19 protein-coding genes are annotated in these 26,945 nt (G+C 72.7%); 9 read left to right on the top strand and 10 right to left on the bottom strand.

Annotation, left to right across the window (positions count from 1 at the left end):
- Nucleotides 1-6: 6 nt before the first annotated feature.
- On the bottom strand, nucleotides 7-3,135 hold the full coding sequence (gene ileS / locus BMX65_RS01700) for an isoleucine--tRNA ligase (RefSeq protein WP_074998289.1): 3,129 nt from the start codon (nucleotides 3,133-3,135) through the stop codon (nucleotides 7-9).
- 478 nt (nucleotides 3,136-3,613) lie between these two features.
- Here ileS and BMX65_RS01695 point away from each other — a divergent pair, with 478 nt between their 5' ends.
- Entirely contained in the window at nucleotides 3,614-4,570 is a 957-nt protein-coding gene (locus BMX65_RS01695; protein WP_074998288.1) for a TraR/DksA family transcriptional regulator, read from the top strand.
- 52 nt (nucleotides 4,571-4,622) lie between these two features.
- The gene (lspA, locus tag BMX65_RS01690) at nucleotides 4,623-5,207 is read left to right on the top strand and encodes a signal peptidase II (protein ID WP_074998287.1); all 585 of its coding nucleotides are present in this window, start codon (nucleotides 4,623-4,625) and stop codon (nucleotides 5,205-5,207) included.
- 119 nt (nucleotides 5,208-5,326) lie between these two features.
- On the opposite strand, the gene BMX65_RS01685 is transcribed toward lspA, so the two are convergent.
- Entirely contained in the window at nucleotides 5,327-6,595 is a 1,269-nt protein-coding gene (locus BMX65_RS01685; RefSeq protein ID WP_074998286.1) for a metallopeptidase domain-containing protein, read from the bottom strand.
- A 232-nt stretch (nucleotides 6,596-6,827) separates the two neighbouring features.
- On the opposite strand from BMX65_RS01685, the gene BMX65_RS01680 reads away from it, so the two are divergent.
- Both BMX65_RS01680 and BMX65_RS01675 read left to right on the top strand, forming a co-directional pair.
- Nucleotides 6,828-7,769, top strand: a complete 942-nt coding sequence (locus BMX65_RS01680) for an RluA family pseudouridine synthase (protein WP_074998285.1) — start codon at nucleotides 6,828-6,830, stop codon at nucleotides 7,767-7,769.
- A 5-nt stretch (nucleotides 7,770-7,774) separates the two neighbouring features.
- Nucleotides 7,775-9,379: a Na+/H+ antiporter gene (locus tag BMX65_RS01675; protein ID WP_074998284.1), complete on the top strand. Its 1,605-nt coding sequence runs from the start codon at nucleotides 7,775-7,777 to the stop codon at nucleotides 9,377-9,379.
- A 112-nt stretch (nucleotides 9,380-9,491) separates the two neighbouring features.
- On the opposite strand, the gene BMX65_RS01670 is transcribed toward BMX65_RS01675, so the two are convergent.
- On the bottom strand, nucleotides 9,492-10,529 hold the full coding sequence (locus BMX65_RS01670; RefSeq protein ID WP_074998283.1) for a mechanosensitive ion channel family protein: 1,038 nt from the start codon (nucleotides 10,527-10,529) through the stop codon (nucleotides 9,492-9,494).
- Between the two features lie 156 nt (nucleotides 10,530-10,685).
- Here BMX65_RS01670 and BMX65_RS01665 point away from each other — a divergent pair, with 156 nt between their 5' ends.
- Nucleotides 10,686-11,273 (top strand): dienelactone hydrolase family protein, encoded by a 588-nt coding sequence (locus tag BMX65_RS01665; protein ID WP_074998282.1) that lies wholly within the window; start codon nucleotides 10,686-10,688, stop codon nucleotides 11,271-11,273.
- A gap of 103 nt (nucleotides 11,274-11,376) precedes the next feature.
- Here the strand turns inward: BMX65_RS01665 and BMX65_RS01660 are convergent, their stop codons facing one another.
- From BMX65_RS01660 to BMX65_RS01635, 6 genes are all read right to left on the bottom strand, one after another.
- A complete protein-coding gene (locus tag BMX65_RS01660; RefSeq protein WP_074998281.1) occupies nucleotides 11,377-12,105 on the bottom strand; it encodes a hypothetical protein in 729 nt (242 codons plus the stop codon).
- A 179-nt stretch (nucleotides 12,106-12,284) separates the two neighbouring features.
- Nucleotides 12,285-13,916: a serine/threonine-protein kinase gene (locus tag BMX65_RS01655; protein ID WP_074998280.1), complete on the bottom strand. Its 1,632-nt coding sequence runs from the start codon at nucleotides 13,914-13,916 to the stop codon at nucleotides 12,285-12,287.
- A 24-nt stretch (nucleotides 13,917-13,940) separates the two neighbouring features.
- Nucleotides 13,941-15,620, bottom strand: a complete 1,680-nt coding sequence (locus BMX65_RS01650; protein WP_079171643.1) for an alkaline phosphatase D family protein — start codon at nucleotides 15,618-15,620, stop codon at nucleotides 13,941-13,943.
- Between the two features lie 80 nt (nucleotides 15,621-15,700).
- Entirely contained in the window at nucleotides 15,701-16,462 is a 762-nt protein-coding gene (locus tag BMX65_RS01645; protein WP_074998279.1) for a thioredoxin domain-containing protein, read from the bottom strand.
- Nucleotides 16,463-16,506: 44 nt separating this feature from the next.
- Nucleotides 16,507-17,208: a hypothetical protein gene (locus BMX65_RS01640; protein WP_074998278.1), complete on the bottom strand. Its 702-nt coding sequence runs from the start codon at nucleotides 17,206-17,208 to the stop codon at nucleotides 16,507-16,509.
- Nucleotides 17,209-17,415: 207 nt separating this feature from the next.
- Nucleotides 17,416-18,765: a DUF2252 domain-containing protein gene (locus BMX65_RS01635; RefSeq protein WP_074998277.1), complete on the bottom strand. Its 1,350-nt coding sequence runs from the start codon at nucleotides 18,763-18,765 to the stop codon at nucleotides 17,416-17,418.
- A 301-nt stretch (nucleotides 18,766-19,066) separates the two neighbouring features.
- Between BMX65_RS01635 and dnaE the strand changes: the two genes are divergently transcribed.
- Nucleotides 19,067-22,612: a DNA polymerase III subunit alpha gene (dnaE, locus tag BMX65_RS01630; protein WP_074998276.1), complete on the top strand. Its 3,546-nt coding sequence runs from the start codon at nucleotides 19,067-19,069 to the stop codon at nucleotides 22,610-22,612.
- 339 nt (nucleotides 22,613-22,951) lie between these two features.
- Here dnaE and BMX65_RS32665 read toward each other — a convergent pair whose 3' ends face one another.
- A complete protein-coding gene (locus BMX65_RS32665; protein WP_019358568.1) occupies nucleotides 22,952-23,107 on the bottom strand; it encodes a hypothetical protein in 156 nt (51 codons plus the stop codon).
- 235 nt (nucleotides 23,108-23,342) lie between these two features.
- Here BMX65_RS32665 and BMX65_RS01625 point away from each other — a divergent pair, with 235 nt between their 5' ends.
- The 3 genes from BMX65_RS01625 (at nucleotide 23,343) to BMX65_RS01615 (ending at nucleotide 26,937) form a co-directional block, all read left to right on the top strand.
- Nucleotides 23,343-24,653 carry an NYN domain-containing protein gene (locus BMX65_RS01625; RefSeq protein ID WP_074998745.1) on the top strand — a complete coding sequence of 437 codons (1,311 nt, stop codon included), beginning with the start codon at nucleotides 23,343-23,345 and terminating at the stop codon, nucleotides 24,651-24,653.
- A 183-nt stretch (nucleotides 24,654-24,836) separates the two neighbouring features.
- Nucleotides 24,837-25,868 (top strand): ABC transporter ATP-binding protein, encoded by a 1,032-nt coding sequence (locus BMX65_RS01620; RefSeq protein WP_177214186.1) that lies wholly within the window; start codon nucleotides 24,837-24,839, stop codon nucleotides 25,866-25,868.
- 268 nt (nucleotides 25,869-26,136) lie between these two features.
- Nucleotides 26,137-26,937 (top strand): ABC transporter permease, encoded by an 801-nt coding sequence (locus BMX65_RS01615; protein WP_074998743.1) that lies wholly within the window; start codon nucleotides 26,137-26,139, stop codon nucleotides 26,935-26,937.
- Nucleotides 26,938-26,945: the final 8 nt, after the last annotated feature.

The raw sequence follows: 26,945 nt of genomic DNA, 5'->3' as shown, positions 1-26,945 counted from the left end.
GGTGGCTCAGCCCTTGCGGAGCCGGAACGTCAGGGACAGCGCCTCGTCCTCGAAGGTGGGGCCCTCGAGTTCCTCCGGGTCGCCCTGGGCGAACTCCTCGGCCAGGACCTCTTCCGCGATGAGGAAGGTGTGTTCGGCCAGCGCGCGCGCCACCTCCTCGTCGTCGGACTGCCAGCGCAGCTCGATCCGGTCGGCGACGTCCAGGCCGGAGTTCTTCCGGGCCTCCTGGATGAGCCGGATGGCGTCCCGGGCCAGTCCGGTGCGCCGCAGCTCGGGAGAGATCTCCAGGTCGAGCGCGACGGTGGCGCCGGGATCGGAGGCCACCGACCAGCCCTCGCGGGGCGTCTCGGTGATGATGACCTCCTCGGGGCTCAGCGCCACGGTCTCGCCGTCCACCTCCACGGTGCCGGTGCCCTCGCGCAGGGCCACCGACAGCGCCGCGGCATCGGCACCGGCGATGGCCTTGGCGACCGCCTGCGTGTCCTTGCCGAAGCGGCGGCCCAGCGCCCGGAAGTTGGCCTTGGCCGTGGTGTCGACGAGTGAGCCGCCGACATCCGCGAGAGAGGCGAGCTGCTCGACGTTCAGCTCCTCCGTGATCTGGGTGCGCATCTCGGGGGAGAGGGTCTCGAAGCCCTGTGCGGCGATGAGCGCCCGGGACAGCGGCTGGCGGGTCTTGACGCCGGACTCGGCGCGCGAGGCACGGCCCAGCTCCACCAGACGCCGCACCAGCAGCATGTCCTGGGACAGCTCGGGGTCGATGCGGCTGAGGTCGGCCTGCGGCCAGCTCGACAGGTGCACCGAGTCGGGCGCGTCGGGGGTGACCGGGACGACGAGGTCCTGCCAGACCCGTTCGGCCAGGAACGGGGTGATCGGCGCCATCAGCTTGGTGACGGTCTCGATCACGTCGTGCAGGGTGCGCAGCGCGGCGGCGTCGCCCTGCCAGAAGCGGCGCCGGGAGCGGCGGACGTACCAGTTGGACAGGTCGTCGACGAAGGTGGACAGCAGCTTGCCCGCGCGCTGGGTGTCGTAGCCGTCCATGGCGATGGTGACCTGGTCGACCAGCGCGTGCAGCTCGCTCAGCAGCCAGCGGTCCAGCAGCGGGCGCAGGTGCGGCTCCGGGTCGGCCCCGGAGGGCGCCCAGCCGCTCGTCCGCGCGTACAGGGCCTGGAAGGCGACGGTGTTCCAGTAGGTCAGCAGCGTCTTGCGGACGACTTCCTGGATGGTGCCGTGGCCGACCCGGCGGGCCGCCCAGGGCGAGCCCCCCGCGGCCATGAACCAGCGCACCGCGTCGGCGCCGTGCTGCTCCATGAGGGGGATCGGCTCCAGGGTGTTGCCCAGGTGCTTGGACATCTTGCGGCCGTCCTCGGCCAGGATGTGGCCCAGGCAGACCACGTTCTCGTAGGAGGATTTGTCGAACACCAGGGTCCCGACCGCCATCAGGGTGTAGAACCAGCCGCGGGTCTGGTCGATGGCCTCCGAGATGAACTGCGCCGGGTAGCGCTTCTCGAACAGCTCCTTGTTCTTGTACGGGTAGCCCCACTGCGCGAAGGGCATGGAGCCGGAGTCGTACCAGGCGTCGATGACCTCCGGGACGCGTTCCGCCTCCAGTGCGCAGCCCTCGGCGGGGCAGCCGAAGGTGACGGCGTCGATGTAGGGCCGGTGCGGGTCGAGCTCCGACTGGTCGCTGCCGGACAGTTCGCTCAGCTCGGCCAGCGAACCGACGCAGGTGAGGTGGCCCTCCTCGCACCGCCAGACGGGCAGCGGGGTGCCCCAGTAGCGGTTGCGCGAGAGCGCCCAGTCCACGTTGTTGTCCAGCCAGTCGCCGAAGCGGCCGTGCTTGACGGAGTCCGGGAACCAGTTGGTGGCCTCGTTCTCCCGGAGCAGGGCCTCCTTGATCCGGGTCGTGCGGATGTACCAGGACGGCTGTGGGTAGTAGATGAGGGCCGTGTGGCAGCGCCAGCAATGGGGGTAGCTGTGCTCGTAGGCCACGTGCCGGAAGAGGAGACCGCGGGCGTCCAGGTCGGCGACCAGGGCCTCGTCGGCCTTCTTGAAGAACTGGCCGCCGATCAGGTCCAGGCCGGGCTCGAACGTGCCGTCGGCGCGGACGGGCACGACCGGGGTGATGCCGTTGGCGCGGGCGACCCGGAAGTCGTCCTCACCGAAGGGGGCCAGGTGCACCATGCCGGTGCCGTCCTCGGTGGTGACGTAGGTGTCGTTGACGACGAAGTGCGCCCCCGGGATGTCCACCAGTTCGAACGGGCGCCGGTAGCTCCAGCCGTTCATCTCCCGGCCCGTGTAGCGCTCGCCGGTGATGTGCCAGTCCTCGCCGAGCGCGCTGTCCAGCAGCGGCTCGGCCACGATGATCTTGTCGGTGCCGTCGGAGGCCACGACGTAGGTGACGTCCGGGTGGGTGGCCACGGCCAGGTTGGCGACCAGCGTCCACGGTGTGGTCGTCCACACCATCAGCGACGCCTCGCCGGCCAGCGGTCCGGAGGTGAGCGGCATCCGGACGTAGACGGAGGGGTCCACCACCGTCTCGTAGCCCTGTGCCAGCTCGTGGTCGGACAGCCCGGTGCCGCAGCGGGGGCACCAGGGGGCGACCCGGTGGTCCTGGGCCAGCAGGCCCTTCTCGAAGATCTGCTTGAGCGACCACCACACAGACTCGATGTACTCGGGGTTCATCGTCCGGTAGGCGTCGTCCAGGTCGACCCAGTAGCCCATCCGGGTGGTCAGCTCGGCGAACGCGTCGGTGTGCCGGGTCACCGACTCCCGGCACCGGGCGTTGAACTCGGCGATGCCGTAGTTCTCGATGTCCTGCTTGCCGTTGAAGCCCAGTTCCTTCTCCACGGCGAGTTCCACCGGCAGGCCGTGGCAGTCCCAGCCGGCCTTGCGTGCCACGTGGTAGCCGCGCATGGTGCGGAAGCGGGGGAAGACGTCCTTGAAGACGCGGGCCTCGATGTGGTGCGCTCCGGGCATGCCGTTCGCGGTGGGCGGGCCCTCGTAGAAGACCCACTCCGGGCGGCCCTCGGACTGTTCGAGGGTGCGGGCGAACACCTTGTTCTGCTGCCAGAAATCGAGCACGGCGCGTTCCAGCGCGGGCAGGTCGACCTGGGCGGGCACCTGGTTGTATTGCATCGGCGGGTCTTCTTCCTCCGGCGGACATCGGGAAGATGCTGCGCTTCTTCACTTCCGTCGGAGGGACGAGCTCGCCTGCCTGGCCGGCGGCGGACCCGCGGTACCACCCTCCTTGACGGCGGACTGTGCCCGCCGTCCCCTCATTGGGGTAGCGCTGCCGGTTCTACTCGCCCGGGAGCGGGGTGCTCCGGGCTTTCCTCCGGCGGCTCGGGGGTGATCTTCACGTCGCGCTCGCCTCCGGGCTTCCACCGTCCCCGGATCGCTCTGGGCCGCTCACAGACGCTACTCGTCCCCGTCTTCGCCTCTCGCCGTCCCCAGTGTACGGGGATTCCGCCCCGGGTACGGAGCGGTTTTCGCGCGGCCGGGCGGGGCACAAAGGTGGCAGACCGGCGTGCCCCGTTGCTGTGCGCTTGAAGTCGATTTATCGTTCCGGTCACGTTTCGCGAGCAAGATCACAAAATGTGAAGGGGCCGCGGTCATGGTGGCGGAGGAGAGCGCCGCGAAGAAGACGGCAGCATCGAAGAAGGCCACAGACGACGGGGACCGGACCGCGGCGGCGCAGAAGGCGGCCGGGAAGGCGCCGGCCGAGAAGGCATCGGCGAAGAAGGCACCGGCCAAGAAGACGGCCGCGAAGAAGGCGCCCGCGAAAAGGGCGCCCGCGAAGAAGGCGGCCGCCGAGAAGGCACCGGCCAAGAAGGCATCGGCCAAGAAGACGGCCGCCAAGAAGACGGCTGCGAAGAAGGCACCGGCGAAGAAGGCACCGGCCGAGAAGTCGGCCGCGAAGAAGTCGGCCGCCGGAAAGGCACCGGCGAAGAAGGCCGCGGCGAGGACAGGCGCGGGGGAACGGGCGGCGGCCGACGGGGCCGCGGCGACGACAGCGGCCGGAACGGCGGGGGGCCGGCAGGAAGGCGCTGCCGGGGCGCCCACCGGACAGGACGCGCGGACGACGACGGGAGCAGGGACGGTGGCTGCGAAGAAGACTCCGGTGACGGAGACCGAGGCGGTGCCCACGGCGCGGAGCGAAGCGGGCCCGGTGGCCCCCGGCGAACTGCCGGTACGCCCCGACGAGGAACCCTGGTCCCCGGAAGAGGTCGAGGAGGCCCGCTCGGGCCTGCGGGAGGAGGCCGACGGGCTCCGGCAGGAGATCGCCTCCGCGGAGGAGGCGCTCAGCGGCCTGATGCGGGACTCGGGCGACGGCGCCGGTGACGACGACGCGGACACCGGGACCAAGAACATCACCCGCGAGCACGAGATGGCGCTGGCCGCCAACGCGCGCGAGATGCTCTACCAGAGCGAGCGTGCGCTGGAGCGGCTGGACGCGGGGACGTACGGGCAGTGCGAGAACTGCGGCAAGCCGATCGGGAAGGCCCGGATGCAGGCGTTCCCGCGGGCCACGCTCTGCGTGGAGTGCAAGCAGAAACAGGAGCGCCGCTGAGCGCGGGGAACACCGTGACCACCGCCGTCCGCGTGTGTCGTACCCTCAAGGCGTGACTGAGGTGGAGCGGACTGTCGACGGCCCCGACGAAGGCGCGGCCGGCGGTGGTGAAGAGGAGCACGCGGAGGGGGAGTCCGCCGCACCCCCGCGGCGCAGGCGGCGGATCGGTGTGCTGGCCGCGGTGGCCGGGTTCGCGTTCGCGCTGGATCTGGTCAGCAAGCTGGTGGTGGTCGCGGAGCTGGAGAACCACGCCCCGATCGAGCTGCTGGGCTCCTGGCTCCAGTTGAGCGTCATCCGCAACCCCGGTGCCGCCTTCGGCCTGGGGGAGGCGCTCACGCTCGTGCTGAGCGCGATCGCGGTGGCCGTCGTGGTGGTGATCGCGCGGATCGCCCGGAAGCTCTACAGCCTCCCCTGGGCGATTGCGCTGGGCCTGCTGCTGGGCGGCGCCTGCGGCAATCTGGCCGACCGGATCTTCCGCGCCCCGGGGGTCTTCCAGGGCGCCGTCGTGGACTTCATCGCGCCCAAGCACTTCGCGGTGTTCAACCTCGCCGACTCGGCCATCGTGTGCGGCGGCATCCTGATCGTGCTGCTCTCCTTCCGCGGCCTGGACCCGGACGGCACCGTCCACCGGGACTGAGCCGGCGGGCCGCTCGCCGGAGCCGGACGCCGTGCGGAGCCGGACGCCGTGCGGCACCGGCCGTCGGTGCGGCGCCGGCCGCCGCCGGAATGCTCTGCCGGGGTGTCCGGCCGGGGCGCTCAGCCGTGGTGCGGGACGTGCACCCGGACGCGGTAGCCGCCCTCGTCGGTGGCGTCGCCGACGGTGATGCGTATCCCGCCGGAGAAGGTGTGGCTCTCGCCCGGCGCGAAGGGCGCGTCCGACATCTCGGCCAGTTCGCTGGGCAGCCGGTCGGCGCAGGCGGCGCCGCCGCCGCTGCGGGGGCGGGAGTCGACGACACGGACCGGGCCCTCGCCGGTGGGCCGGGCCGAGTCGACGGTGTAGAGGAGCACGCCCTCCGCGCAGATGTCCCGGTCCAGTCCGGAGCGGGTGCGCGCCTCGGCCACTATCGCCCGGTGCCGGCCCGTCCGTATCACGGCCAGCCCCGCGTCCGGGGAGCTGACCGGCTCCAGCGTGTGCTCGGAGGTGCCCGCCGAGGTGACGCAGCCGACGCGGGAGCGGGACAGCCAGCCGAACTTCCACTTGTGCCAGCCCAGCAGGTCGGAGATCCCTGCCATGCTCATGGTGTCCCAGCCCCCCGCGTACTCGACGGACGCGTTCTCCACGACGTTGTAGAGGTCGGGCAGACCGTAGAGGTGGTGGGCCTCGTGGACGAAGTTCCCGCGCTGCCACAGCGCCGAGTCGGAGGCGCGGCCGAAGATCAGGGCCGCACCGTGCACCCGGGTTCCCGCGGCGCGGAGCCCGTCGAAGGTGTGCGCCTGGGAGACGGTGGGCGCGGCGGGCAGATTGCTGTCGGCCACGACGAAGACGAGGTCGGCGCCGTGCACGTCGGTGCCCTGGCGGTGCGCGGCCTCCAGCGCGTCCTGCACGTAGCCGCGCATCAGACCGGTGGGGATGCCGCGGGTGATCCCGTAGGAGGACCACGGCCGCGGCATGCGTATCCAGTCCGAGCTGGTCTCGGTCTCCAGCCGGTACTTGCCGAAGGAGGCGCGGTTCCAGAACCGGTCGCCGTACCGGGAGAAGAAGCGCGCGCGTTTCCGGGCGGGGGTGGCCGCGGGGTGGTCGCTGAAGTCGACCATCAGCATCAGCGCCCGCTTGCTGCCCTGCGGGCGGACGTAGCCGGGCCCGAGCGGTCCCTCGTCGGTGCCGCTGCCCGGAGCTATGGCGCAGGGGCCCGCGATGCCCTCGGCGGCCGCCGCCACCCGCACCGGGGCCAGCGTGAGGCAGGCGGTGGCCAGTGCGGTGGCCGCCGCCAGCAGGCGTCGGCGGCCCTGTCCGGGACGGCGGCGTATACCGCCGTCCGGACCGGAGTCCGGCGCGGGGTGCTGAGGCGTCCTGCGCGGCGTCATCGGCGATGCCCTCCGGTGTCGCTGCTGGTCCCGAGGCTTCTGTCACACCGTCGGCGCAGGCGGCGGGCGCCGCACCCCGAGGTGGTCTGCGCGGGTGAGCGGGTGACCGGCGGTGCGGGCGCCGGGAGCCGCGCCCGCACAGTGCTGTCGGGGCGCCGCCGGGGCGCAGTCGGGGTGCCGCCGGGGGCGAGGGCGTGCGGGCCGTACGGCTGCGTCCGGCATACTCGATCAGGTGAGCACGCTTCCTGAGACCCGGACCCTGCCCGTACCCGACGGCCTGGAGGGCGAGCGCGTCGATGCCGCCCTCGCCCGGATGTTCGGCTTCTCGCGGACCAAGGCGGCGGAGCTGGCCGCGGACGGCAAGGTCCTGCTGGACGGGGCGCCGGCGGGCAAGTCCGACCGGGTGCAGGGCGGCGCCTGGATCGAGGTGGAGATGCCCCGGCAGGCGCAGCCGGTGCGGATCGTCGCCGAGCCCGTGGAGGGCATGGAGATCGTCCATGACGACGACGACATCGTGGTGATCGTCAAGCCGGTCGGGGTCGCGGCCCACCCCAGTCCGGGCTGGAGCGGACCCACCGTGATCGGCGGGCTGGCAGCCGCCGGGTACACGATCGCCACCTCCGGCGCGGCGGAGCGGCAGGGCATCGTGCACCGGCTGGACGTCGGCACCTCCGGGCTGATGGTCGTCGCCAAGTCCGAGCGGGCCTACACGCTGCTCAAGCGGCAGTTCAAGGAGCGCACCGTCGACAAGCGCTACCACGCGCTCGTCCAGGGCCACCCCGACCCGCTCAGCGGCACCATCGACGCGCCCATCGGCCGCCATCCGCAGCACGACTACAAGTGGGCGGTCACCTCCGACGGCAAGCCGTCGGTGACCCACTACGACCTGGTCGAGGCGTTCCGGGCCGCCAGCCTGCTGGACATCAAGCTGGAGACCGGGCGCACCCACCAGATCCGCGTGCACATGGCGGCACACCGGCATCCGTGCGTGGGCGATCTGACCTACGGCGCCGACCCCACGCTGGCCAAGCGGCTGCGGCTGGAGCGCCAGTGGCTGCACGCGGTGCGACTCGGCTTCGAGCACCCGGGCGACGGGAGCCGGGTCGAGTACGAGAGCGGCTACCCGGCCGACCTGCAGGCCGCGCTGGACAAGGTGCGGGCCGAGAGTTCCTGACCCGGATGGATCAGCTCGCCCTCTTCTTCGCCCTGCTGCTCGCCGCCGTGCTGATGGTCCCCCTCGGGGACAAGCTCGGGCTGCCCTCGCCTGTGCTGATGACGCTCTTCGGCGGCGTGCTGGCGCTGATCCCCTCCATCCCGAACGTCTCGCTGCCGCCCGAGTTCATCCTGCCGCTGGTGCTGCCGCCGCTGATCTACGCCGCGGCCCAGCGCACGTCCTGGCGGCAGTTCGCGGCGAACAAGCGGCCGATCTTCCTGATGGCGGTCGCGCTGGTGTTCGTCACCACGGCGGCGGTGGCCGCGGTCGCCAACCTGCTGGTGCCCGGGCTCGGACTGGCCGGGGCGGTGGCGCTGGGCGCGCTGGTCGCCCCGCCCGACCCGGTCGCGGCCACCGCGGTGGCCGGCAACGTCGGACTGCCCAGGCGGCTGGTCTCGGCGCTGGAGGGGGAGGGCCTCTTCAACGACGTGACGGCCATCACCCTCTACCACGTCGCCATCGCCGCCGCCGTCACCGGCACCTTCTCGCTGCCCGTGGCCGCGGGCGAGCTGGTGCTCTCCGGTGTGGTGGCGGTCGCGGTCGGCCTGGGACTGGGCTGGCTGGTGAACAAGCTCATGGGCTACCTCGGGGACGCCACCCTGCAGACCGGGCTGAGCCTGCTGGTGCCCTTCGCCTCCTACGTGCTCGCCGAGGAGCTGATGGGCTCGGGTGTGCTGGCCGTCCTGACGACGGCGCTCTACCTGGCCTCCGGGCACGCCGTGGACGCGGACGACGTGCAGGGCCGGCTGGCCGGGCAGACGTTCTGGCAGATCGTGGACACGCTGGTGACCGGGATCGCCTTCGGGCTGATCGGGCTGGAACTGCACACCGTCTTCGGGACCGTCCAGCAGGACTGGCGCCGGCTGCTGCCCGCGGCTCTCGCGGTGGTCGGCGTCGTGGTCGCCCTGCGGCTGCTGTGGCTGCTGCCCTCCGCCTGGCTGGCGCAGCGGCTGCATCAGCGCAAGGACCTGGACGAGGACATCCCGCGCAACTGGCGGGAGACGGTCGTCGTGTGGTGGGCCGGGATGCGCGGGGTGGCCTCGGTCGCGCTGGCACTGGCCGTCCCGCTGTCCGTCGGGCCCGATGCCGGGGGCGGAGCCTTCCCCGGCCGGGAGGCGATCCTCTTCATCGCCTTCGCGGTGGTGCTCGTGACCCTGGTCTTCCAGGGCCTGACCCTGCCCCGGCTGGTCCGCAGGCTGAACGTGCAGTCCGACAGCGCCGCCGAACGGGAACTGGAGCGGCAGCTCGCGTTGCGGGTCGCCAAGGCGGCGCGGCGGCGGCTGCGGGAGATCGAAGAGGTGGAGGAGCTGCCCGAAGAGGTCTCCGAAGCACTGCTGCGGCGCGCCTGGGACGTGGGCGCGCGGATCTCGCCCGAGATCGTCGGCGAGGAGCGCCGGGCCGCGCACAGCAAGCGGGTGGCCCGCGCGCAGAAGCTGCGGCGGCTGCAGAACGAGCTGCTGTCGGCGGCCCGGCACGAGGTGATCGCGGCGCGCAACGAGCCCGGGGTGGATCCCGAGGCCGTCGACCGGGTGCTGCACCAGCTCGACGTCCGCAGCTTCCGGGGCAGCTGAGCCGTCCCGCGCCGGGCCCGCCGCGACGAGTGCGCCGTGGCGGCGGCACAGCGGCGGCACAGCCGCGGCCGGGACCGGCGCCGCGCGCGGGTGTGCGGGCCGGGCCCGCGGGTCAGATCGACTTCTCCTGCGGGATGTACCGGATCCCCGGCAGCGAATCGGGGTGGTAGGCCCGCAGCCAGGCGATCAGGTCCTCGCGCAGCGAGCAGCGCAGCGTCCACAGGTCGCCGGAGGTGCGCGCCGTCACGGCCACCCGTACCTCGACGGTGGTCGGTGTGGTCCCGGTGACCACCACGTTCCAGTTCCGCCCGTCCCACTCGTCGCTCGCCCGGACCAGCTCCTCCGTCTTGGCGCGCAGCTCCGCGACGGGGGTCGAGTGGTCGAGGTGGAGGTAGACGGTGCCGGTCATCTGCGGGCCGCCGCGGGACCAGTTCTCGAACGGCTTGTTGGTGAAGTAGGAGACCGGCATCGTGATCCGGCGCTCGTCCCAGGTGAGGATCACCAGATAGGAGACGGTGATCTCCTCGACCGTGCCCAGCTCCCCCTCCACCACGACCTCGTCGCCGATCCGCACCATGTCGCCGAAGGCGATCGACAGCCCGGCGAACAGGTTGCCCAGCGTGGACTGGGCCGCGATACCGGCGACGATGCCCAGCACACCGGCCGAGGCGAGCATCGAGGTGCCGAACGTCTTCATGCCCGGGAACTGGAGCAGCACGGCGGCCACCGCGATCACCGTCACCACGGCGGTGATCAGCCGCCGGATCAGGGTGAGCTGGGTGCGTACCCGCCGTCCCCGCGCCGGGTCCAGGGCGGCGCCGGCGTAGCGGTTGGCCAGCGTCTCCGTTATGGCGGCGACGATCCGCAGGATCAGCCAGGCCGAGGCGGCGACCAGCACGATGGTCAGCCACCGGTCGACACCGGCCCGGTGGTCCTTGGCCAGGTGCGTGCTGTCGAAGAAACTGCTGACCAGCAGCACGAACAGGACCGCCTGGAAGGGGAAGCGGCCGCTGCGCAGCAGCCCCCACATCGGGGTCTCCGGGTGGCGGGTGTCCAGGCGTACCATCAGCCGGTCGACGGCCCAGGCGAGCACGTACGAGAGCACGATCGCGCCACCGAAGACGATGACGGGCCGGAGCACGTTCTCCATGATCGCCTTTCTCCTAGCGGGGTTCCCGGGCTCGGTGCCGGGACGGGCGGGCCGCGGCGGGCCGCCCGAGGACCACCGACGACCGTACCTGGCACCATGTGGAGTACCCGGCTCCAGGAGCCGCACCAGGGGTTCTTTGTGAAGGAAGTGACATCTGTGGCACCCGTATCGCTCGTTCTCCTGCACTCCGTGTGCGGGCTCACTCCGGACGTGCGCGCCGCGGCGGAGCGGCTCCGCGCCGCGGGGCACGAGGTGGTGGCCCCCGACCTGTTCGACGGCCGGACCGCCGCCTCGGTGGAGGAGGGGATGCGGATGCGCGAGGAGGAGGGCAGCCCCGACCGCGACGAGCTGCTGCGCAGGGCCGTGGCCGCCGCGGCGCCGCACTCGGGCAAGGGGCTGGTCTACGCGGGCTTCTCGATGGGCGGCTCCATCGCCCAGACCCTCGCGCTGGCCGACGACAAGGCCCGCGGTCTGGTGCTCTTCTCCGGCACCTCGGACATCCCGGAGGACGCGGCGGTCGACGACCTGCCCGTGCAACTCCACGTCGGCGACCCCGACGCCTTCGAACCGCACGACTGGCTGACCGCCTGGTACCTGCGGATGCAGCAGGCCGGTGCCGAGGTGGAGGTGCACCGCTATCCGGCGGCCGGGCACCTGTACACACACGCCGAGCTGGAGGACTACGACGAGGAGGCCGCCGAGCGCACCTGGCGGACGGTGCTGGGGTTCCTGGAGACGCTGTAGGCGCCCGCCGCGCCCGCCGCGCCCGCCGGAGCCGGTGACCCCGCGGCGGTGCCCGGGCCGGGGCGCGGCGGGCGCTCAGCGGCGTCCGCGCTGCCCGGGAGGCTCAGGAGGCGGTGCGGCACCGCCGCGGCAGTTCCACCTCTCCCGGACGGTGCGCGAAGGTCTTCATCACCAGCCACTCGTCCAGCTCGGGATCGTAGAGGTTCTGGACCCCGAACTGGAGCACCTGCCAGAACGTGCCGGGATCCCGCTGGTCGACGTAGACGTCCCCGAGGGCGAGCGGGAAGCGCAGGTGGTTCCCCGGCGGCCGCTGCGGCAGGACGACACCGACCCGCCAGTGGTTCACCTGCCGCCGCGGGGTGCGCTCCAGGGTCTCGCGTCCGACGAACCGCGCCTTGGCGAGCAGCTCGTTCAGCCGTTCCCGGTCGAAACCGGGGATCTTCGAGCAGGGGTGCTCGGTCAGCCCGGGCCACTTGTAGGTGAGCGTGTAGAGCGTCCCGCGGTAGATCAGGTTCGTGAACCAGATCGGGTACTGCGGACCCCCCGCCACCATCTGGCTGTCCCCGTCGCGGCCCGCCCAGCGGAACGGGACCTCGATCCCCAGGTCGCGGACGATCCACCGGCCCTTGCCGGTGAAGTTCCGCGGCAGGCGGGGCGGTGGCGGGGTCGGCGCGGCGGCTCGTTCCGCGGCCGCGGCCCCGGACGAGGGTGTGCGCCCCGCCCGTTCCCCGGCGCTGCCGGCGGCCGGTGCCGCCGGTGCCGCCGGAACGAGCGCGAGCAGTCCGGAGATCGCGGCCGCGGCTGCCGTCCTCCGTGCACGTGTCCAGCTCATGGTCTCCCTCGACCTCCGCATCACGCGCCCTCGGGGCGCGGGGGCCAACGCGTCGAATGCCCCACAACGTACGCACAGCGGAGCCGGACCGCGGCGGCGACAGGCCACCACCGCCGGAAGGGAGTGCGCTCGGCCGCCGGTCGGCCCAACGCGACCGCGGGGCGCCGTGACCGGACGGCTCAGCGCTCGCAGCGCCCCGTGCCCTGGGCGGCGCCGGGCGCGCAGATGTAGGGGCGGTCCGCGGCATCGTCGCTGACGTAGCGGCCCACGCACTGGTTCGACGAGGTGAGGCCCCGCGCGCTGCACCAGGAGGCGGCCGCCGTCCCGTCGGGGAAGCCGCCCGCGGGTCCGGAGCTGTAGAACATCCAGTAGCCCCCGCGCAGCGAGGCGAAGCTGTCGCTGTCGAGATAGCGCACCCCGTCGGCCTTGCGGCTCAGGGCGGCGCGCATCTTCTCGCGTGCGCCGGTGCCGTCCGCCTTCGCGACCGAACCGAGCTGTGCCACCCAGGTGTCGGCCGGAGAGCCGGCAGGGGAGTCGGCCGGAGGGCCGGACCGGGCCGAGGATGTGCTGGGTTCCGGCTCCGGTTCCCGGCTCGGGGTCGACTCCGGTCCGGCGGAGGAGGCGGAGGGGCCGGTCTCCGGCGCCGAGGAGGCGTCCTGCGCGTCGGACACCGTCGGGGCCGGGCGCGCACCGCGCCTGCCGTCCTCGCTCCCGGCCGCCGCGCCGTCGGAGCCGCCCGGCCGGACCAGCAGGAACAGCCCCCCGGCGACGAGCGCGGCCGCCAGCACTCCGCCCGCAGCGGCCCACACGGCCCGCCGCCGGTGCGGCGCCCTCCCGCCCGCGCCGCCGGGCGCCGCGGTGGAAGCCCCCGGTGCCGGTACGGGCGTCGGCACCGGAGGCGCGCCCGGGGAGCGGACCGGGATCGACGTCTCGGTCGGCAGATACGGCGTCGCCGTCCGGCCCTCCGCGACGTCTGCCAGCATCCGCTCCAGCTCCGCCCCGTCGGGCCGGGCCGCGGGGTCCTTGACGAGCACCGCGGCCAGTACCGGCGCCAGCGCGCCGCTGCGCACCGGCGGCGGCACCGGATCGTCGAGCACCGCCGCGATGGTGGCCAGCGTGGTGGCGCGGCGCAGCGGGCTGCGGCCCTCCGTGCACACGTACAACGTCAGCGCCAGGGACCACAGATCACCGGCCGGGTCGTCGTCCACCCCGCGGACCCGCTCCGGCGCGACGAACTCCGGCGACCCCAGGAACTCGCCCGTCGCCGTCACCGCGGCGGAGTCCTGGAGCGCGGCGATGCCGAAGTCCGTGAGCACCGCCGAACCGTCCGCGCGCAGCAGCACGTTGCCGGGCTTCACATCGCGGTGCTGGATGCCCGCGGCGTGCGCCGTGCGCAGCGCCGAGAGCACCTCGCGGCCCAGCCGGGCGGCCGCACGCGGCTCCAACGGCCCCTCGGCCAGCCGCTGCTCCAGCGAGGGGCCGTCCACCAGCTCCATCACGAGCCAGGGGTAGGGCCCCTCGTCCACGATGTGGTGGATCGTCACCACGTGCGGATGGCTGAGCCGGGCCAGGGCCCGGGCCTCGCGCAGCACGCGTTCGCGCAGCGCCCGGGACCCTTCCGACCCCTCCAGGGCCGCGGGATCGCCGGGTCCGGCCGACAAGGGCCGGACCTCCTTCAGCGCCACCTCGCGGTGCAGCGCGACATCCCGCGCCCGCCACACCGTTCCCATGCCCCCGGCCCCCAGCGTCTCCAGCAGTTCGAAACGCTGATCGACGAGGTGCCCCTGCTCCCCCTGCTCGCCCCCTGCCATGAGGCCAGCGTACGGCGGTGCGGCTCAGTGCAGGGGGCGATACGTCCGTTCGATCCGCTGCGAGCCGGAATCGGTGCGGTACGAGCGGCGCAGTGCGGCGGTCGCGTTCTTGTCCGCCTTGTCGGACAGCACGAAGTAGTCCATCTGCGCCCGGTGCGCGTCCACGTCCAGCACCCCGAATCCGTGCGAGTCCATGTCGACCCAGCGCACGTGCCGGTTGGCGGCGCGGACGGCCGCCTCCGCGAGGCCCGAGAGGGTGTCGGGCGCCACGTGCAGGGTGTCGTCCAGGTTGTCGGAGGTGACGGAGGTGATGACGAACTCCGTTGCCAGCGGGGCTTCGTGGGGGTAGTCGGCCGCGAGCAGCGGAACCTCGTTGGCCCAGTTCATATGGATGTCACCGGTGAGGAAGACGGTGTCGGTGATCCGGTTGTCGCGCAGGTGGGTGAGGAGTTCCCGGCGGTCGTCCGTGTAGCCGTCCCACTGGTCGGTGTTGACGGCCAGCCCCTCCTTGGGGACGCCGAGCAGTTCGCCCAGCGGCCCGAGGAACTTGGCGGGGACGGAGCCGAAGGCCACCTGGGAGATCATCACCGGGTTGCCGACGAGCTTCCAGCGGGCCTGCGAGCTCGCCAGCCCCTTCTTCAGCCAGTCGAGCTGCTTGCGCCCGGTCAGGGTGCGGTCCGGGTCGTCGATGTCCCCGCCGTGCCCCACCTTGGCCTGCGCGTCGCGGAACGAGCGCAGGTCCAGCAGGTGCAGCTCGGCCAACTGCCCGAAGCGCAGCCGCCGGAAAGTGGTGCCCGCGGTGGAGGGCCGTACCGGGAGCCACTCGAAGTACGCCTGCTTCGCCGCCGCGACCCGCTGCGCCCAACCGCCCTCCGTCTCCGGGTCGTGGTTGACGGCCCCGCCCGACCAGGCGTTGTCGGCGAACTCGTGGTCGTCCCAGATCGCGACGAGGGGGTGCGCCGCGTGCATCGCCCGCAGGTCGGGGTCCGCCTTGTAGTGGCCGTGCCGGGTGCGGTAGTCGGCGAGCGAGACGATCTCGTGCTCGGGCTGGACGGTCCGCACGACGTCGTCCCCGGTGGGGTACTCGCCGTGCCCGTACTCGTAGATGTAGTCGCCCAGATGCAGCACCGCGTCCAGGTCGGAGCGGGCCGCCAGGTGCCGGTAGGAGGCGAACCAGCCGCCCTCGTAGTTGGCGCACGAGACCACCCCGAAGCGGAGGTTGGAGACCTCCGCTCCCTCGGCGGGGGCGGTGCGGGTGCGGCCGGTGGGCGAGTGGACGCCGCCGGCGGTGAAGCGGAAGAAGTAGGTGGTGGCCGGGCGCAGTCCGCGCACATCGGCCTTGACGGTGTGGTCGGAGGCGGCCTCGGCCCGCACGGTGCCGTGCGCCACGCGGTCGGTGAACCCGCGGTCCGCGGCCACCTCCCACGCGACGTCGACCGCGGCACCCCGGCCCGAGCCGGGGACGGCGCCGGGCTCCGGGGTGACCCGGGTCCACAGCAGCACCCCGTCGGGGAGCGGGTCGCCGGAGGCGACACCGTGCACGAAGGAGGGACCGGCGTCGGCCGCGCTCGCCGCGGGGGCCGCGCCCGCGAGCGGCAGCAGCGCGGCACCGGCCGCACCGGCGGCGACCACGGCGCGGCGCCGCGGCGCGGGCAGCGCGCCGCCGGGCAGGGACTGTTCGGTTCTCGAGTGGGGAGAAGTCACGAGCGGTCATGTTACGCACGAGTACGAACGAGGGGCAGACCTCGTACGGTCCGCCCCTCGCCGCTCCCGGCCGCCGCGGGTTACTTCTTCTCGTCCTTGCCCGACTTCAGGTCCACGCCCAGTTCCTTGAGCTTGGCGGGCACGTCCTGGGGCTGCACCTGCTCACCGTCGATCCGGACGGTGGGGGTGCTCTGGACGTCGGCGCCGTTGAAGCCGGCGATCATGTCCTTGGCCCACTTGGTGTACTTCTTGCCCTTGACGGCCTTCTCGAACGCCTTGTTGTCCTTCAGCTCCGGGACCGTGTCCGAGACCTTGAGCAGGTAGTCGTTGTCGGCGAACTTGTCCTCCTGCTCCTCCGGGTGCCACTTGGCCGAGTACAGCTTCGCCTTGTAGTCCGCGAACGCCTGGACGCTCACGGCCTTGGCGGCGCCCAGCGCACGGGCGGCGTTGCGGGAGCCGGAGCCGCCCATGTTGCCGTCGATGATGGCGCCGAGGTGGACGCGCAGCTTGTACTTGCCCTCCTCGGCACCCTTCTGCAGCGGCTCGCCCATCGCCTGCTCGAAGCTGGCGCACGCCGGGCAGCGCAGGTCCTCGTAGACGTCGACGGTCTTCTCCGCCTTGGCGCCCGCGGTCGTGACGGACATCCCGTCGTCGCTGGCGTCCTGGCTGTTCAGCTTGGCGACGAAGATCCCGATACCGGCCACCACGGCCAGCACTCCGACGACCGAGAGGGCGACCAGCAGCTGCCGCCGGGTCCGCTCCTTCCTGGCCTGCTTCTCACGCTCGATGCGCAGCCGCTCGCGGGCCGCGCGCTTGGCTTCCTGGCTGTTGCGCTTGCTCATGGCTGTCTTCTTCTCCGATGTCCGTACGCGGGGGAATCCTTGCCTCAGACCGCCGGTGCCACGGCGGTCCGGGCAGGCGGCCCGCGACGGTGTACGGAGTGGGTCAGCAGCGGCAGCGCGGGCGGGGCACCGGGCGCGGAAGCCCGCGGCGGCAGCACCGGGCCGCGGTCGCGGACGGCACCGACGGCGGCGACCGCGATCCGCAGCGGACGGAACGCACCGGTGGCCGCGGCGCGCAGCAGCCGTGCCGCGGCCGCCTCGCCGCGGCGCAGCCACAGCGCGGCCAGCAGGCCCGCCGCGACGTGCGCCGCCAGCAGCAGCCAGGGGAGGGCCGTGCCCGGCACCCCGTGCACGCCCGCCGGGTAGGCGGCGGCCCGGCCGCCGTGCGCGGTCATCCGCGCCAGCGGCGTGCCCACGCTGCCGCCGCCGCACAGCAGGTCGACGCCGACCGAGCGCAGCGGCCCGGTGACCGGCCCGCCCGCCTGCCCGTAGCAGGCGTGCCGGCCGGTGGTGAAGACGGTGTCGGCCGCCAGCTCCAGCGGGACCAGCAGCGCAGCTATCCGGGCGAAGCTCCGCTCCCGGCCGGCCAGCGCGAACGCGGCTGCGAAGACCGCCGCCGAGACGAGCAGGAAGGGGCGCAGCGGAACGGGGGAGCCGGAGAGCAGTACATGGGCTCCGGAGGACAGGGCGACGCAGAGGGCGGTGAAGATCCCCGCCCGCACCGTCCGCACTCCTGCTGTTCCCATGGGGTCCGAGTGTGCCATGGGAGCGGGCGGGCAGTCTGCGAAGGGCGGGAACCGGCCACCGGCGCCGGTGCGGCCCCGCCCGGCCCTGCCCGCCTCCGCGGGGCCCGGCGGACGGCCCGGGGAGCCCCTCCAGGCGCTGCCCGGGCCCGCGCGGGTCCCCCCGGGCCCCGCGCGGCGGCTCGCGGGACCGGAAGGTTCCCCCGGGCCTCACATCCCGCTGATGCGCCCGTTGCGGAAGAGGTCGACGAAGATCTGGTGGTCGTGCCGGGCGCGGGCGCCGTAGGTGTGGGCGAAGTCCACCAGCAGCGCGCGGAAGCCCTCCTCGTCGGAGGAGATCGCCTCGTGGATGGCGCGCTCGGTGGAGAAGGGCACCAGGCTGTGCCCGCTCTCCGCCTCGTCGGCGGCGGCGTGCATCGTCGCTGTCGCCCGGGCGAGGTCCGCTGTGACCTGCGACATCTCCTCCGGGTCCGACAGTTCCGACCAGTCCAGGTCCACCGCGTAGGGCGAGACCTCCGCCACCAGCTGGCCCGCGCCGTTCAGCTCCGTCCAGCCCAGCCAGGGGTCGGCGTGCGCCTGGAGCGCGCGCTGCGAGATGACCGTGCGGTGGCCCTCGTGCCGGAAGTAGTCGCGCACCGCCGGGTCGGTGATGTGCCGCGAGACGGCCGGAGTCTGCGCCTGCTTCATGTAGATGACCAGGTCGTTCTCCAGCGCGTCGCTGTGCCCCTCCAGCAGGATGTTGTACGAGGGCAGGCCCGCGCTGCCTATCCCGATGCCGCGGCGGCCCACCACGTCCTTGACGCGGTGCGCGCCGTGCTGCTCGCGGTCCGCGCTGTGCGGGAGCGTCCCCAGGTAGGAGTCGAAGGACGCCAGCACCGCGGCCCGGGTCTCCTCGTCCAGCTCGACGGAGCCGCCGCCCGGGGTGAAGCGGCGCTCCCAGTCGCGGATCTCGGTCATGGTGCCCAGCAGTCCGAAGCGGGTGTTGGCGCGCGCCGCGCGGAGCGCGTCCAGCACCGGGCCCCGCGCGGTGTCCAGGGTGAGGGCGGGCGGCTCGTTCTCCGAGACGCCCTCGACCAGGTCCCGGATGCGGTCGCGGTAGGCGTCGGCGTAGGTGGTCACCAGTGCGGTGATCTGCTCGTCGCTGAGCGCCTTGCTGTAGCCCAGCAGCGCCACGGAGGCCGCGAAGCGCTTGAGGTCCCAGGTGAAGGGGCCCACGTACGCCTCGTCGAAGTCGTTGACGTTGAAGAGCACCCGGCCGTGGGCGTTCATGTAGGTGCCGAAGTTCTCGGCGTGCAGGTCGCCGTGTATCCACACCCGGCTGGTGCGCTCGTCCAGGAACGGGCCGCTGTCCGCGCCCGGTCCGTAAGGGCTGCCGGGTGCCGTCAGGTCGGCGTAGAAGAGGCAGGCGGTGCCCCGGTAGAAGGCGAAGGCGGAGGCCGCCATCTTGCGGAACTTGGTCCGGAAGGCCGCCGGGTCGGCGGCGAGGAGGTCGCCGAAGGCCGTGTCGAAGACCTCCAGAATGGTCTCGCCGCGTTCTGCTGCCTGGCCTGCCGTGGTCATGGGTGCGCTCCGTAGGGCGGTAGGGAACCGAAACCGGTGTATGACGAACCGAGTGTCCAACCTACGTCGACGCCGCCGGGGGCCAGGATGGTTCTGCGCGGATGCGGGCCGGGTGGCCCGGGTGCGGCCCGAGGGGCAGCCCGGATGTGGCCCGGGAGCAGCCCGGGATGTGGCCCGGATGCAGAACAGCGCTCCGCCCGGCCCCGGTCCGGCCCCGGCTCCGGCGCTTCGGGGACTGTCGGTGGCGGGCCGTAGACTTCCCCCTCGCCCCTGAAGACCCGCGCCCGGAGGTGGCCTCGTCGTGAGTGACAACCCCTTCACTCATCTGCATGTGCACACGCAGTACTCGCTCCTCGACGGTGCGGCCCGGCTCAAGGACATGTTCAACGCCTGCAATGAGATGGGCATGTCGCACATCGCGATGACCGACCACGGGAATCTGCACGGGGCCTACGACTTCTTCCACTCCGCAAAGGACGCCGGGGTGACGCCGATCATCGGCATCGAGGCGTACCTGGCTCCCGACCACCGCAGGAACACCCGCCCGGTCAAGTGGGGCACCCCGCACCAGAAGCGGGACGACGTCTCCGGCAACGGCGCCTACACCCACATGACGATGTGGGCCAGGAACGCCACGGGGCTGCACAACCTCTTCCGCGCCCAGTCGCGGGCCAGCCTGGAGGGCTTCTTCCGCAAGCCCAGGATGGACCGCGAGCTGCTCGCCGAGTACGCCGAGGGCCTGATGGCGACCACCGGCTGCCCCTCCGGCGAGGTGAGCACCAAGATCCGGCTGGGGATGGAGGACGAGGCGCTCCAGGCCGCCGGGGAGTACCAGGACATCTTCGGCAAGGAGAACTTCTTCGTCGAGCTGATGGACCACGACATCGACATCGACAAGCGGGCGCGGGACGGCCTGGAGCGCATCGCGCGGAAGCTCGACGCGCCCTTCGTGGTCACCAACGACTCGCACTACACCTATGCGCGTGAGTCGGCGGCGCACGACACTCTGCTGTGCATCCAGACCGGCAGCAACCTCTCCGACCCCGACCGCTTCAGCTTCGACGGTTCCGGCTACTACCTCAAGACCGCCGAGGAGATGTACGGCATCGACTCCTCGGACGCCTGGCAGTCGGGCTGCCGCAACACGCAGCTCCTGATCGCCGAGCGCATCGAGACCGAGGGCATGTTCGAGCCCAAGAACCTGATGCCGAAGTTCGACGTGCCCGAGGGATACGACGAGATCTCCTGGTTCCGCGAGGAGGTCCGGCGCGGGATGGCCCGCCGCTTCCCGGGGGGCGTGCCCGAGGACCGCCAGGAGCTGGCGGACTACGAGATGAAGGTCATCATCGACATGGGCTTCCCCGGGTACTTCCTGGTGGTCGCCGACTTCATCAACTGGGCCAAGGACAACGGCATCGCGGTCGGTCCGGGCCGCGGCTCGGCGGCGGGCTCGATCGTCAGCTACGCCATGGGCATCACCGACCTCGACCCCGTCACCCACGGACTGATCTTCGAGCGGTTCCTCAACCCCGAGCGCGTCACCATGCCCGACGTCGACATCGACTTCGACGAGCGCCGGCGCGGCGACGTGATCCGCTATGTCACGGAGAAGTACGGCGCCGACAAGGTCGCCATGATCGGCACCTACGGCACGATCAAGGCGAAGGCCGCCATCAAGGACGCCTCCCGGGTGCTGGGCTACCCCTACGCGATGGGCGACCGCATCACCAAGGCGATGCCCGCCGACGTGCTCGGCAAGGGCATCCCGCTCTCCGGCATCACCGACCCGAACCACCCCCGCTACAGCGAGGCGGGCGAGGTGCGCGGGATGTACGAGAACGAGCCGGACGTCAAGAAGGTCATCGACTCCGCCATGGGCATCGAGGGCCTGGTGCGCCAGATGGGCATGCACGCGGCGGGCGTCATCATGTCCAGCGAGCCGGTCATCGACCACGCGCCGATCTTCTCGCCGAAGAACGACGGCACCGTCGTCACCCAGTGGGACTACCCGAGCTGCGAGTCGCTCGGCCTGCTGAAGATGGACTTCCTGGGGCTGCGCAACCTCACCATCATGGACGACGCGGTCAAGATGATCCGCAAGAACAAGGGCGTCGACCTCAAGCTCCTCGACCTGCCGCTGGACGACCCCAAGGCGTTCGAGCTGCTGTGCCGCGGTGACACCCTCGGCGTCTTCCAGTTCGACGGCGGCCCGATGCGCTCCCTGCTGCGCATGATGAAGCCCGACCACTTCGAGGACATCTCCGCCGTCTCGGCCCTCTACCGCCCCGGCCCGATGGGGATGAACTCCCACATCAACTACGCGCTGCGGAAGAACGGCCAGCAGGAGATCACGCCGATCCACCCGGAGCTGGAGGAGCCGCTCAAGGACGTCCTCGACATCACGCACGGCCTGATCGTCTACCAGGAGCAGGTGCAGAAGGCGGCCCAGGTGCTCGCCGGCTACTCGCTCGGCCAGGCCGACCTGCTGCGCCGGGCGATGGGCAAGAAGAAGAAGGAGGTTCTCGACAAGGAGTTCGTGAACTTCCAGAAGGGCATGCGGGACAACGGCTACTCGGACGGCGCCATCCAGGCCGTCTGGGACGTGCTGGTCCCCTTCGCCGGGTACGCCTTCAACAAGGCGCACTCCTCCGCCTACGGGCTGGTCACCTACTGGACGGCCTACCTCAAGGCCAACTACCCCGCCGAGTACATGTCCGCGCTGCTCACCTCCGTGCGCGACGACAAGGACAAGTCGGCCGTCTACCTCAACGAGTGCCGCAAGATGGGCATCAAGGTACTGCCGCCCAACGTCAATGAGTCGGAGGCGAACTTCACCTCCAAGGACGACTCCACGATCGTCTTCGGCCTCACCGCGGTACGGAACGTGGGCCAGAACGTCGTCGACTCGATCGTCAAGTGCCGCAAGGCGAAGGGCAAGTACTCCTCCTTCCCGGACTTCCTGGACAAGGTCGAGGCCGTCGTCTGCAACAAGCGCACCGTCGAGTCGCTGATCAAGGCCGGCGCGTTCGACGAGATGGGGCACACCCGCAAGGGCCTCACCGCGCAGTTCGAGCCGATGATCGACAACGTGGTGCAGGTCAAGCGGAAGGAGGCCGAGGGGCAGTTCGACCTCTTCGGCGACCTCGGCGGGGACGACGCGGCGGACTCGGGACCCGGCTTCGGCCTGGACGTGCAGTTCTCCGAGGAGGAGTGGGAGAAGACCTATCTGCTCGCCCAGGAGCGGGAGATGCTCGGCCTCTACGTCTCCGACCACCCGCTCTTCGGCCTGGAGCACGTCCTCAACGAGAAGGCCGACGCCGCCATCGCCCAGTTGACCGGCGGCGACTACTCCGACGGCTCCATCGTCACCATCGGCGGCATCATCTCCGGCCTCCAGCGCAAGATGACCAAGCAGGGCAACGCCTGGGCCATCGCCACCGTCGAGGACCTGGCCGGGTCCATCGACTGCATGTTCTTCCCCGCCACCTACCAACTGGTCTCCACCCAGCTCGTGGAGGACGCCGTCGTGTTCGTCAAGGGGCGGCTGGACAAGCGGGAGGACGTGCCCCGGCTCGTCGCCATGGAGCTGCAGGTCCCCGACCTGAGCGAGGCGTCCGCCACCGCGCCGGTCACCATCACCATCCCCACCGTCAAGGTGACGCCCCCGCTGGTGGAGAAGCTGGGCTATGTGCTGACCCAGCACCGCGGCGCCAGCGAGGTGCGCGTCCGGCTGGAGGGGGCGCGCAAGACCACGGTGCTGCGGCTGGACCGGCACCGGGTCACCCCCGACCCCGCGCTCTTCGGCGACCTGAAGGAGCTGCTGGGCCCCGCCTGCCTGGCGGGCTGAGGCCAGGCGCCTCGGACCTCCGGTCCGGCCGGGCGGCCGAGGCCGGCCGGGGCCCGACTCCCCGCGCCTCCCGGACCCGGTCCTGCATCCGGGGCCGGACCCCGGAGGTGCCCGGAGGCGGTCGCGGCACGGCGCCGAGCACGCTGCGGCCGGTCCGCGGTCTGCTGTGGCCGGTCCGCGGTCTGCGTTCCGCTGGCCGTCGGCCGTCGGGTGCCGGCCGACGGCCCCGCCGGGTGGCCTGGGCGGTCGGCGTGGTCATCCCTCGTGCCCTGTCCGCGGCCGGCAGCCGCGGACAGGGCACGAGGGCGCGCCCGGACGGGCGCCGGGGGTCCGGGGCGCTCAGTTGTGGCCGAAGCGGCGTTCCCGGCCCTTGCGCGCGGCGCCGGTGGGGGGCGTCCGCTCCGCGGCGGCCGACTTCGCGCGTTCCCGCTCCCGCTGCTGTTCCTCCGCGGTGCGGGATTCCCGGGCAGGTTGACGGTTCTTGTTCTTCGCCATGTTCGCCTCCTGCGACGGAGGTCCGTCTCCGAACGAGAGGGTCCTCCCGTTCAGACTCGCATGACCGGAAATGCCGTGCATGTCGGACAATTACTGCCAGTGGCCGCCACGCCGATGATCGAGTTCCGGCTGATAACCCCCGCGCGGTCGGGCAGACTCGAAGAACACGGGGAACGGCCGGCACGCGAAGGCACAGCCTCGGCTGGATGTCATGACCGAGAGTGGGTGGAACGTCGTGGACCGCTGCGTCGTCCTGGTGGACGCCGGATACCTGCTGGGCGCCGCCGCCAGCCTGCTGGCCGGGGAACCCACCCGCTCGCGCATCACCGTCGACCACGCCGGTCTCATCGGGTCCCTCCGGCGGCAGGCGGAGGCCGACACCCAGTGCGCGCTGCTGCGCATCTACTGGTTCGACGGCGCCCCGGACCGGGTGCCGCAGCCCGAGCACCGCAGGCTGCGCGTGATGCCCCGGGTGACCGTACGGCTGGGGGCCCTCACCCGCAGCGACGGCCGCTGGGCGCAGAAGGGCGTGGACGCCGCCATGCACGCGGAGCTGACCGAACTCGCCCGCAACCGGGCCTGCTCCGACATCGTGCTGGTGACCGGTGACGGCGATCTGCTGCCGGGGCTGATGTCCGCCAAGGAGCACGGGGTGGCTGTCCACCTGTGGGCGGTCCAGGCCGCCGACGGGGACTACAACCAGTCCGAGGACCTGGTGGCCGAGGCCGACGAGCGACGGGTGCTGGACCGGACCTGGATCACCCCCGTGGTCCGGGCCAAGGACCTCTCCGCGCCCTGCGCGCCCCAGCCCGCACCCCGCCCGGAGATCGCCGCGATCCTCTCCGCACCGCTGCCGGAGACCGGCAAGAACGGTTCCGCGGGCCACCGCGCCTCCGCACCCTCCGGCCCGACCCCCGCCCCGTCCGGCCGGCCGCCCGAGGAGGACGCGGGCGGCGAGCCGCAGCCCGCGGCCGAGGACGGTGGCGAGGACGGTGGCCCGGACGCAGGACAGTCCGCGTCCGGGCACCCTCCGCAGCGGAGCGAGGGAGTGCCCACCCCCAAGGATCTGGCCGACCTCGGCCGCCAGGGGCAGCAGGCACCTCCGTCCGCGGGGCCGCCTGGGGCCACGCTGCGCTGGTCGTCGGACCGCGGCTGGGTCGAGCGGTCGGCCCCCGGCGAACCGCCCGAGACCGCGGCTCTGCCGATGCTCGCCCAGCTCACCACCGCCGAGCAGCGCTGGGCGGACCGCGAGGAGGACATCACCGCCGTCAGCGGAGACCCCTTCGAGGTCGGTCAGGTCTTCGCACGCCGCTGGACGGAGCGGCTGATCAGTGAGCACCATCTGGACCAGCTCTCCGCCGAGTACCCGCGCATTCCGCACCGGATCGACGGCGAGCTGCTCCGCTACGCGGCCCGGTTCGGCCTGCTCGCGCACAAGGACGACCAGATCGACGAGCACGACCGCTACGCGATCCGGGCGGGATTCTGGCGCGAGGTCGACGCCCGCTCCGGCGCCGCGGCCGAGCACGCGCCGGCCGGCGACTGACCTCCCCGTGCGTCGTGTCCCGGCGGCCGGGGTGGCCGTGTATCCGATGCGGCACGCCACCGACTCCGCACCCGCACCGCGCCGCCGCCACCGGCCGCGCCGGGAGCCCGCAGGGGTCGGAGCGGGTCGGCGGAACCCGGACGCGTACCCTCATAGGTCGTGAGAACGGGCACTCGGCAGGCGGTGGACAGCTCGGTGGCAAGCGCGACGGCACCGATCCGCACCGCTGTGCGCGTCGAGGACCTGGTCAAGACCTATGCGCCGGTGCGGGCCCGGCGCGGCGCACCGGCGGCGCCCGCCGTCCGGGCGACCGACGGCGTCTGCCTGCGGGTGCGGCAGGGCGAGATCTTCGGACTGCTGGGCCCCAACGGAGCCGGGAAGTCCACCCTGGTGCGGCAGCTCACCGGGCTGCTGCGGCCCGACTCCGGAGCGGTCGAGGTGCTCGGCCACGATCTGGTCCGCCATCCCGAGCGGGCCGCCCGGCTGCTGGCCTACCTCGGGCAGGAGTCCACGGCGCTGGACGAACTGAGCGTCTCCCTGGCCGCCGAGACCACCGCGCGGCTGCGCGGGATGGACACCGCGGCGGCCCGCGCCGCACGCGACGAGGTGCTGGCCGAGCTGGAGCTGACGCAGCTCGCCGCGCGGCCGCTCAAGCGGCTCTCCGGCGGGCAGCGGCGGCTGGCGTGCGTGGCCGCCGCGCTGGTGGGGGACCGGCCGCTGCTGGTGCTGGACGAGCCGACCACCGGCATGGACCCGCACGCGCGGCGCGCGGTGTGGGCGGCCGTCGACCGGCGGCGCGCCGAGCGCGGGGTCACCGTGCTGCTGGTGACGCACAACGTGATCGAGGCCGAGACCGTGCTGGACCGGGTGGCCGTGCTGGACCGGGGCCGGGTGATCGCCTGCGACACCCCCGGCGGGCTGAAGGCGACGGTCGGCGACGAGGTGCGGCTGGAACTGGTGTGGCGCGAGCGCGCTCCGGTGGAGATCCCGGAGGTGGCCGCGCTCGCCGCGGGTGCCGCCGTCACCGGCCGCCGCTGGACGCTGCGGCTGCCGCCCGCCGCCGCGCGGGAGGCGGTCGCGCTGGTCACCACGGGCGAGGCGTTCGCGGCCCTGGACGACTTCCGGCTCGCCACCCCGAGCCTGGAGGACGTGTATGTGGCCCTCGGCGGCCGCGCGGCGGGCCAGGACGGCGCCGAGGGTCTGGTCAAGGCATGAGCGCGCGGACGGGATGCCGGAGCGGGCGCGGCCCGGCGCAGGCGACGAGGCGGGACGAGACGGCATCGGACCGTGCGCCGACGGTACGGGACGTGAGGAGCAGGCTCGGGTGAGGACGACGGTGGGCAGCCGTACGCGGACCGGCGGCGGCGCGGTGGAGCACGGCGTGGCGGACGACGTGTCCGGCGGGGGCGCGGGCGGCGGTACGGTCGCCGCTTCCGCCGCGGCCGCCTGGGACACCGCAGCCGCGGGTGGTGGGACACCCGCGGTGGAGCCCGGCGCCCCCGGCGCCGGAGCGGGCGGCGGCACGGCCCGCGCGCCGCTGGCGCCGCGCGCCCGGCTGTGGCCCGCGCTGGGTGCCGTCTACCGGGCCCAGCTCTCCCGGGCCCGGGTGGCGCGGATCCCGCTCCTGTTCGTGGCGACCTTCCAGTCGCTGGGGATCATGGTCCTGATGCGCGGCGTGGTGGACGGCGGCGCGGAGGCGCGGGCCGTGGTCGCCGGGTCCAGCGTGCTGGTGGTGGCCTTCGTGGCGCTGAACCTGCTGGCCCAGTACTTCGGCCAGTTGCGTGCGGGCGGCGGTCTCGACCACTACGCGACCCTGCCGGTACCGGCCGCCTCCGTCGTGCTGGGCGCGGCGGCCGCCTACGCGTCCTTCACCGTCCCCGGAGTGCTGGTGACGGCGGTGGCGGGCAGTGTGCTCTTCCAGCTCCCGCTGGGCGGACTGTGGGTGCTGGCGGCCGTCGTCCCGCTCGCCGGTGCCGCGCTCGCCGGGCTGGGCGCGGCGCTGGGGCTGCTCGCCCCGCGCCCCGAGCTGGCCACCCTGGGCGGCCAGCTCGGGATGTCGGCGGCGCTGCTGCTGGGCGTCCTGCCCGCGGGCGGGCTGCCTCCGGTGGTCCGCTGGGCCCGGGACCTGCTGCCGTCCACCTACGGGGTGGAGGCTTTCGCCCGCACCTTCGCACCGCACCCCGACTGGGCGCGCGTCGTACTGGACCTGGGGGTGTGCGCCGCGGTCGGGATGCTCTCGCTCGCACTCGCCACCCGTGCCTACCGCTGGGCGGCCACCCGCTGACACCCGGG

Source organism: Streptomyces qinglanensis (assembly GCF_900111245.1).
Taxonomy (GTDB): domain Bacteria; phylum Actinomycetota; class Actinomycetes; order Streptomycetales; family Streptomycetaceae; genus Streptomyces; species Streptomyces qinglanensis.
The sequence above is the reverse complement of the archived record's forward strand: the minus strand, read 5'-3'. Positions and strand labels throughout refer to the sequence as shown.

Excerpts from the sequence above, each read along its gene's own strand:
- ileS (WP_074998289.1), bottom strand. The coding sequence starts at position 3,135 with ATGCAATACAACCAGGTGCCCGCCCAGGTCGACCTGCCCGCGCTGGAA.
- BMX65_RS01675 (WP_074998284.1), top strand. The coding sequence starts at position 7,775 with ATGGATCAGCTCGCCCTCTTCTTCGCCCTGCTGCTCGCCGCCGTGCTG.
- BMX65_RS01640 (WP_074998278.1), bottom strand. The coding sequence starts at position 17,208 with ATGGGAACAGCAGGAGTGCGGACGGTGCGGGCGGGGATCTTCACCGCC.
- BMX65_RS01655 (WP_074998280.1), bottom strand. The coding sequence starts at position 13,916 with ATGGCAGGGGGCGAGCAGGGGGAGCAGGGGCACCTCGTCGATCAGCGT.
- BMX65_RS01670 (WP_074998283.1), bottom strand. The coding sequence starts at position 10,529 with ATGGAGAACGTGCTCCGGCCCGTCATCGTCTTCGGTGGCGCGATCGTG.
- BMX65_RS01685 (WP_074998286.1), bottom strand. The coding sequence starts at position 6,595 with ATGACGCCGCGCAGGACGCCTCAGCACCCCGCGCCGGACTCCGGTCCG.
- BMX65_RS32665 (WP_019358568.1), bottom strand. The coding sequence starts at position 23,107 with ATGGCGAAGAACAAGAACCGTCAACCTGCCCGGGAATCCCGCACCGCG.
- BMX65_RS01695 (WP_074998288.1), top strand. The coding sequence starts at position 3,614 with ATGGTGGCGGAGGAGAGCGCCGCGAAGAAGACGGCAGCATCGAAGAAG.
- BMX65_RS01645 (WP_074998279.1), bottom strand. The coding sequence starts at position 16,462 with ATGAGCAAGCGCAACAGCCAGGAAGCCAAGCGCGCGGCCCGCGAGCGG.
- BMX65_RS01635 (WP_074998277.1), bottom strand. The coding sequence starts at position 18,765 with ATGACCACGGCAGGCCAGGCAGCAGAACGCGGCGAGACCATTCTGGAG.
- BMX65_RS01660 (WP_074998281.1), bottom strand. The coding sequence starts at position 12,105 with ATGAGCTGGACACGTGCACGGAGGACGGCAGCCGCGGCCGCGATCTCC.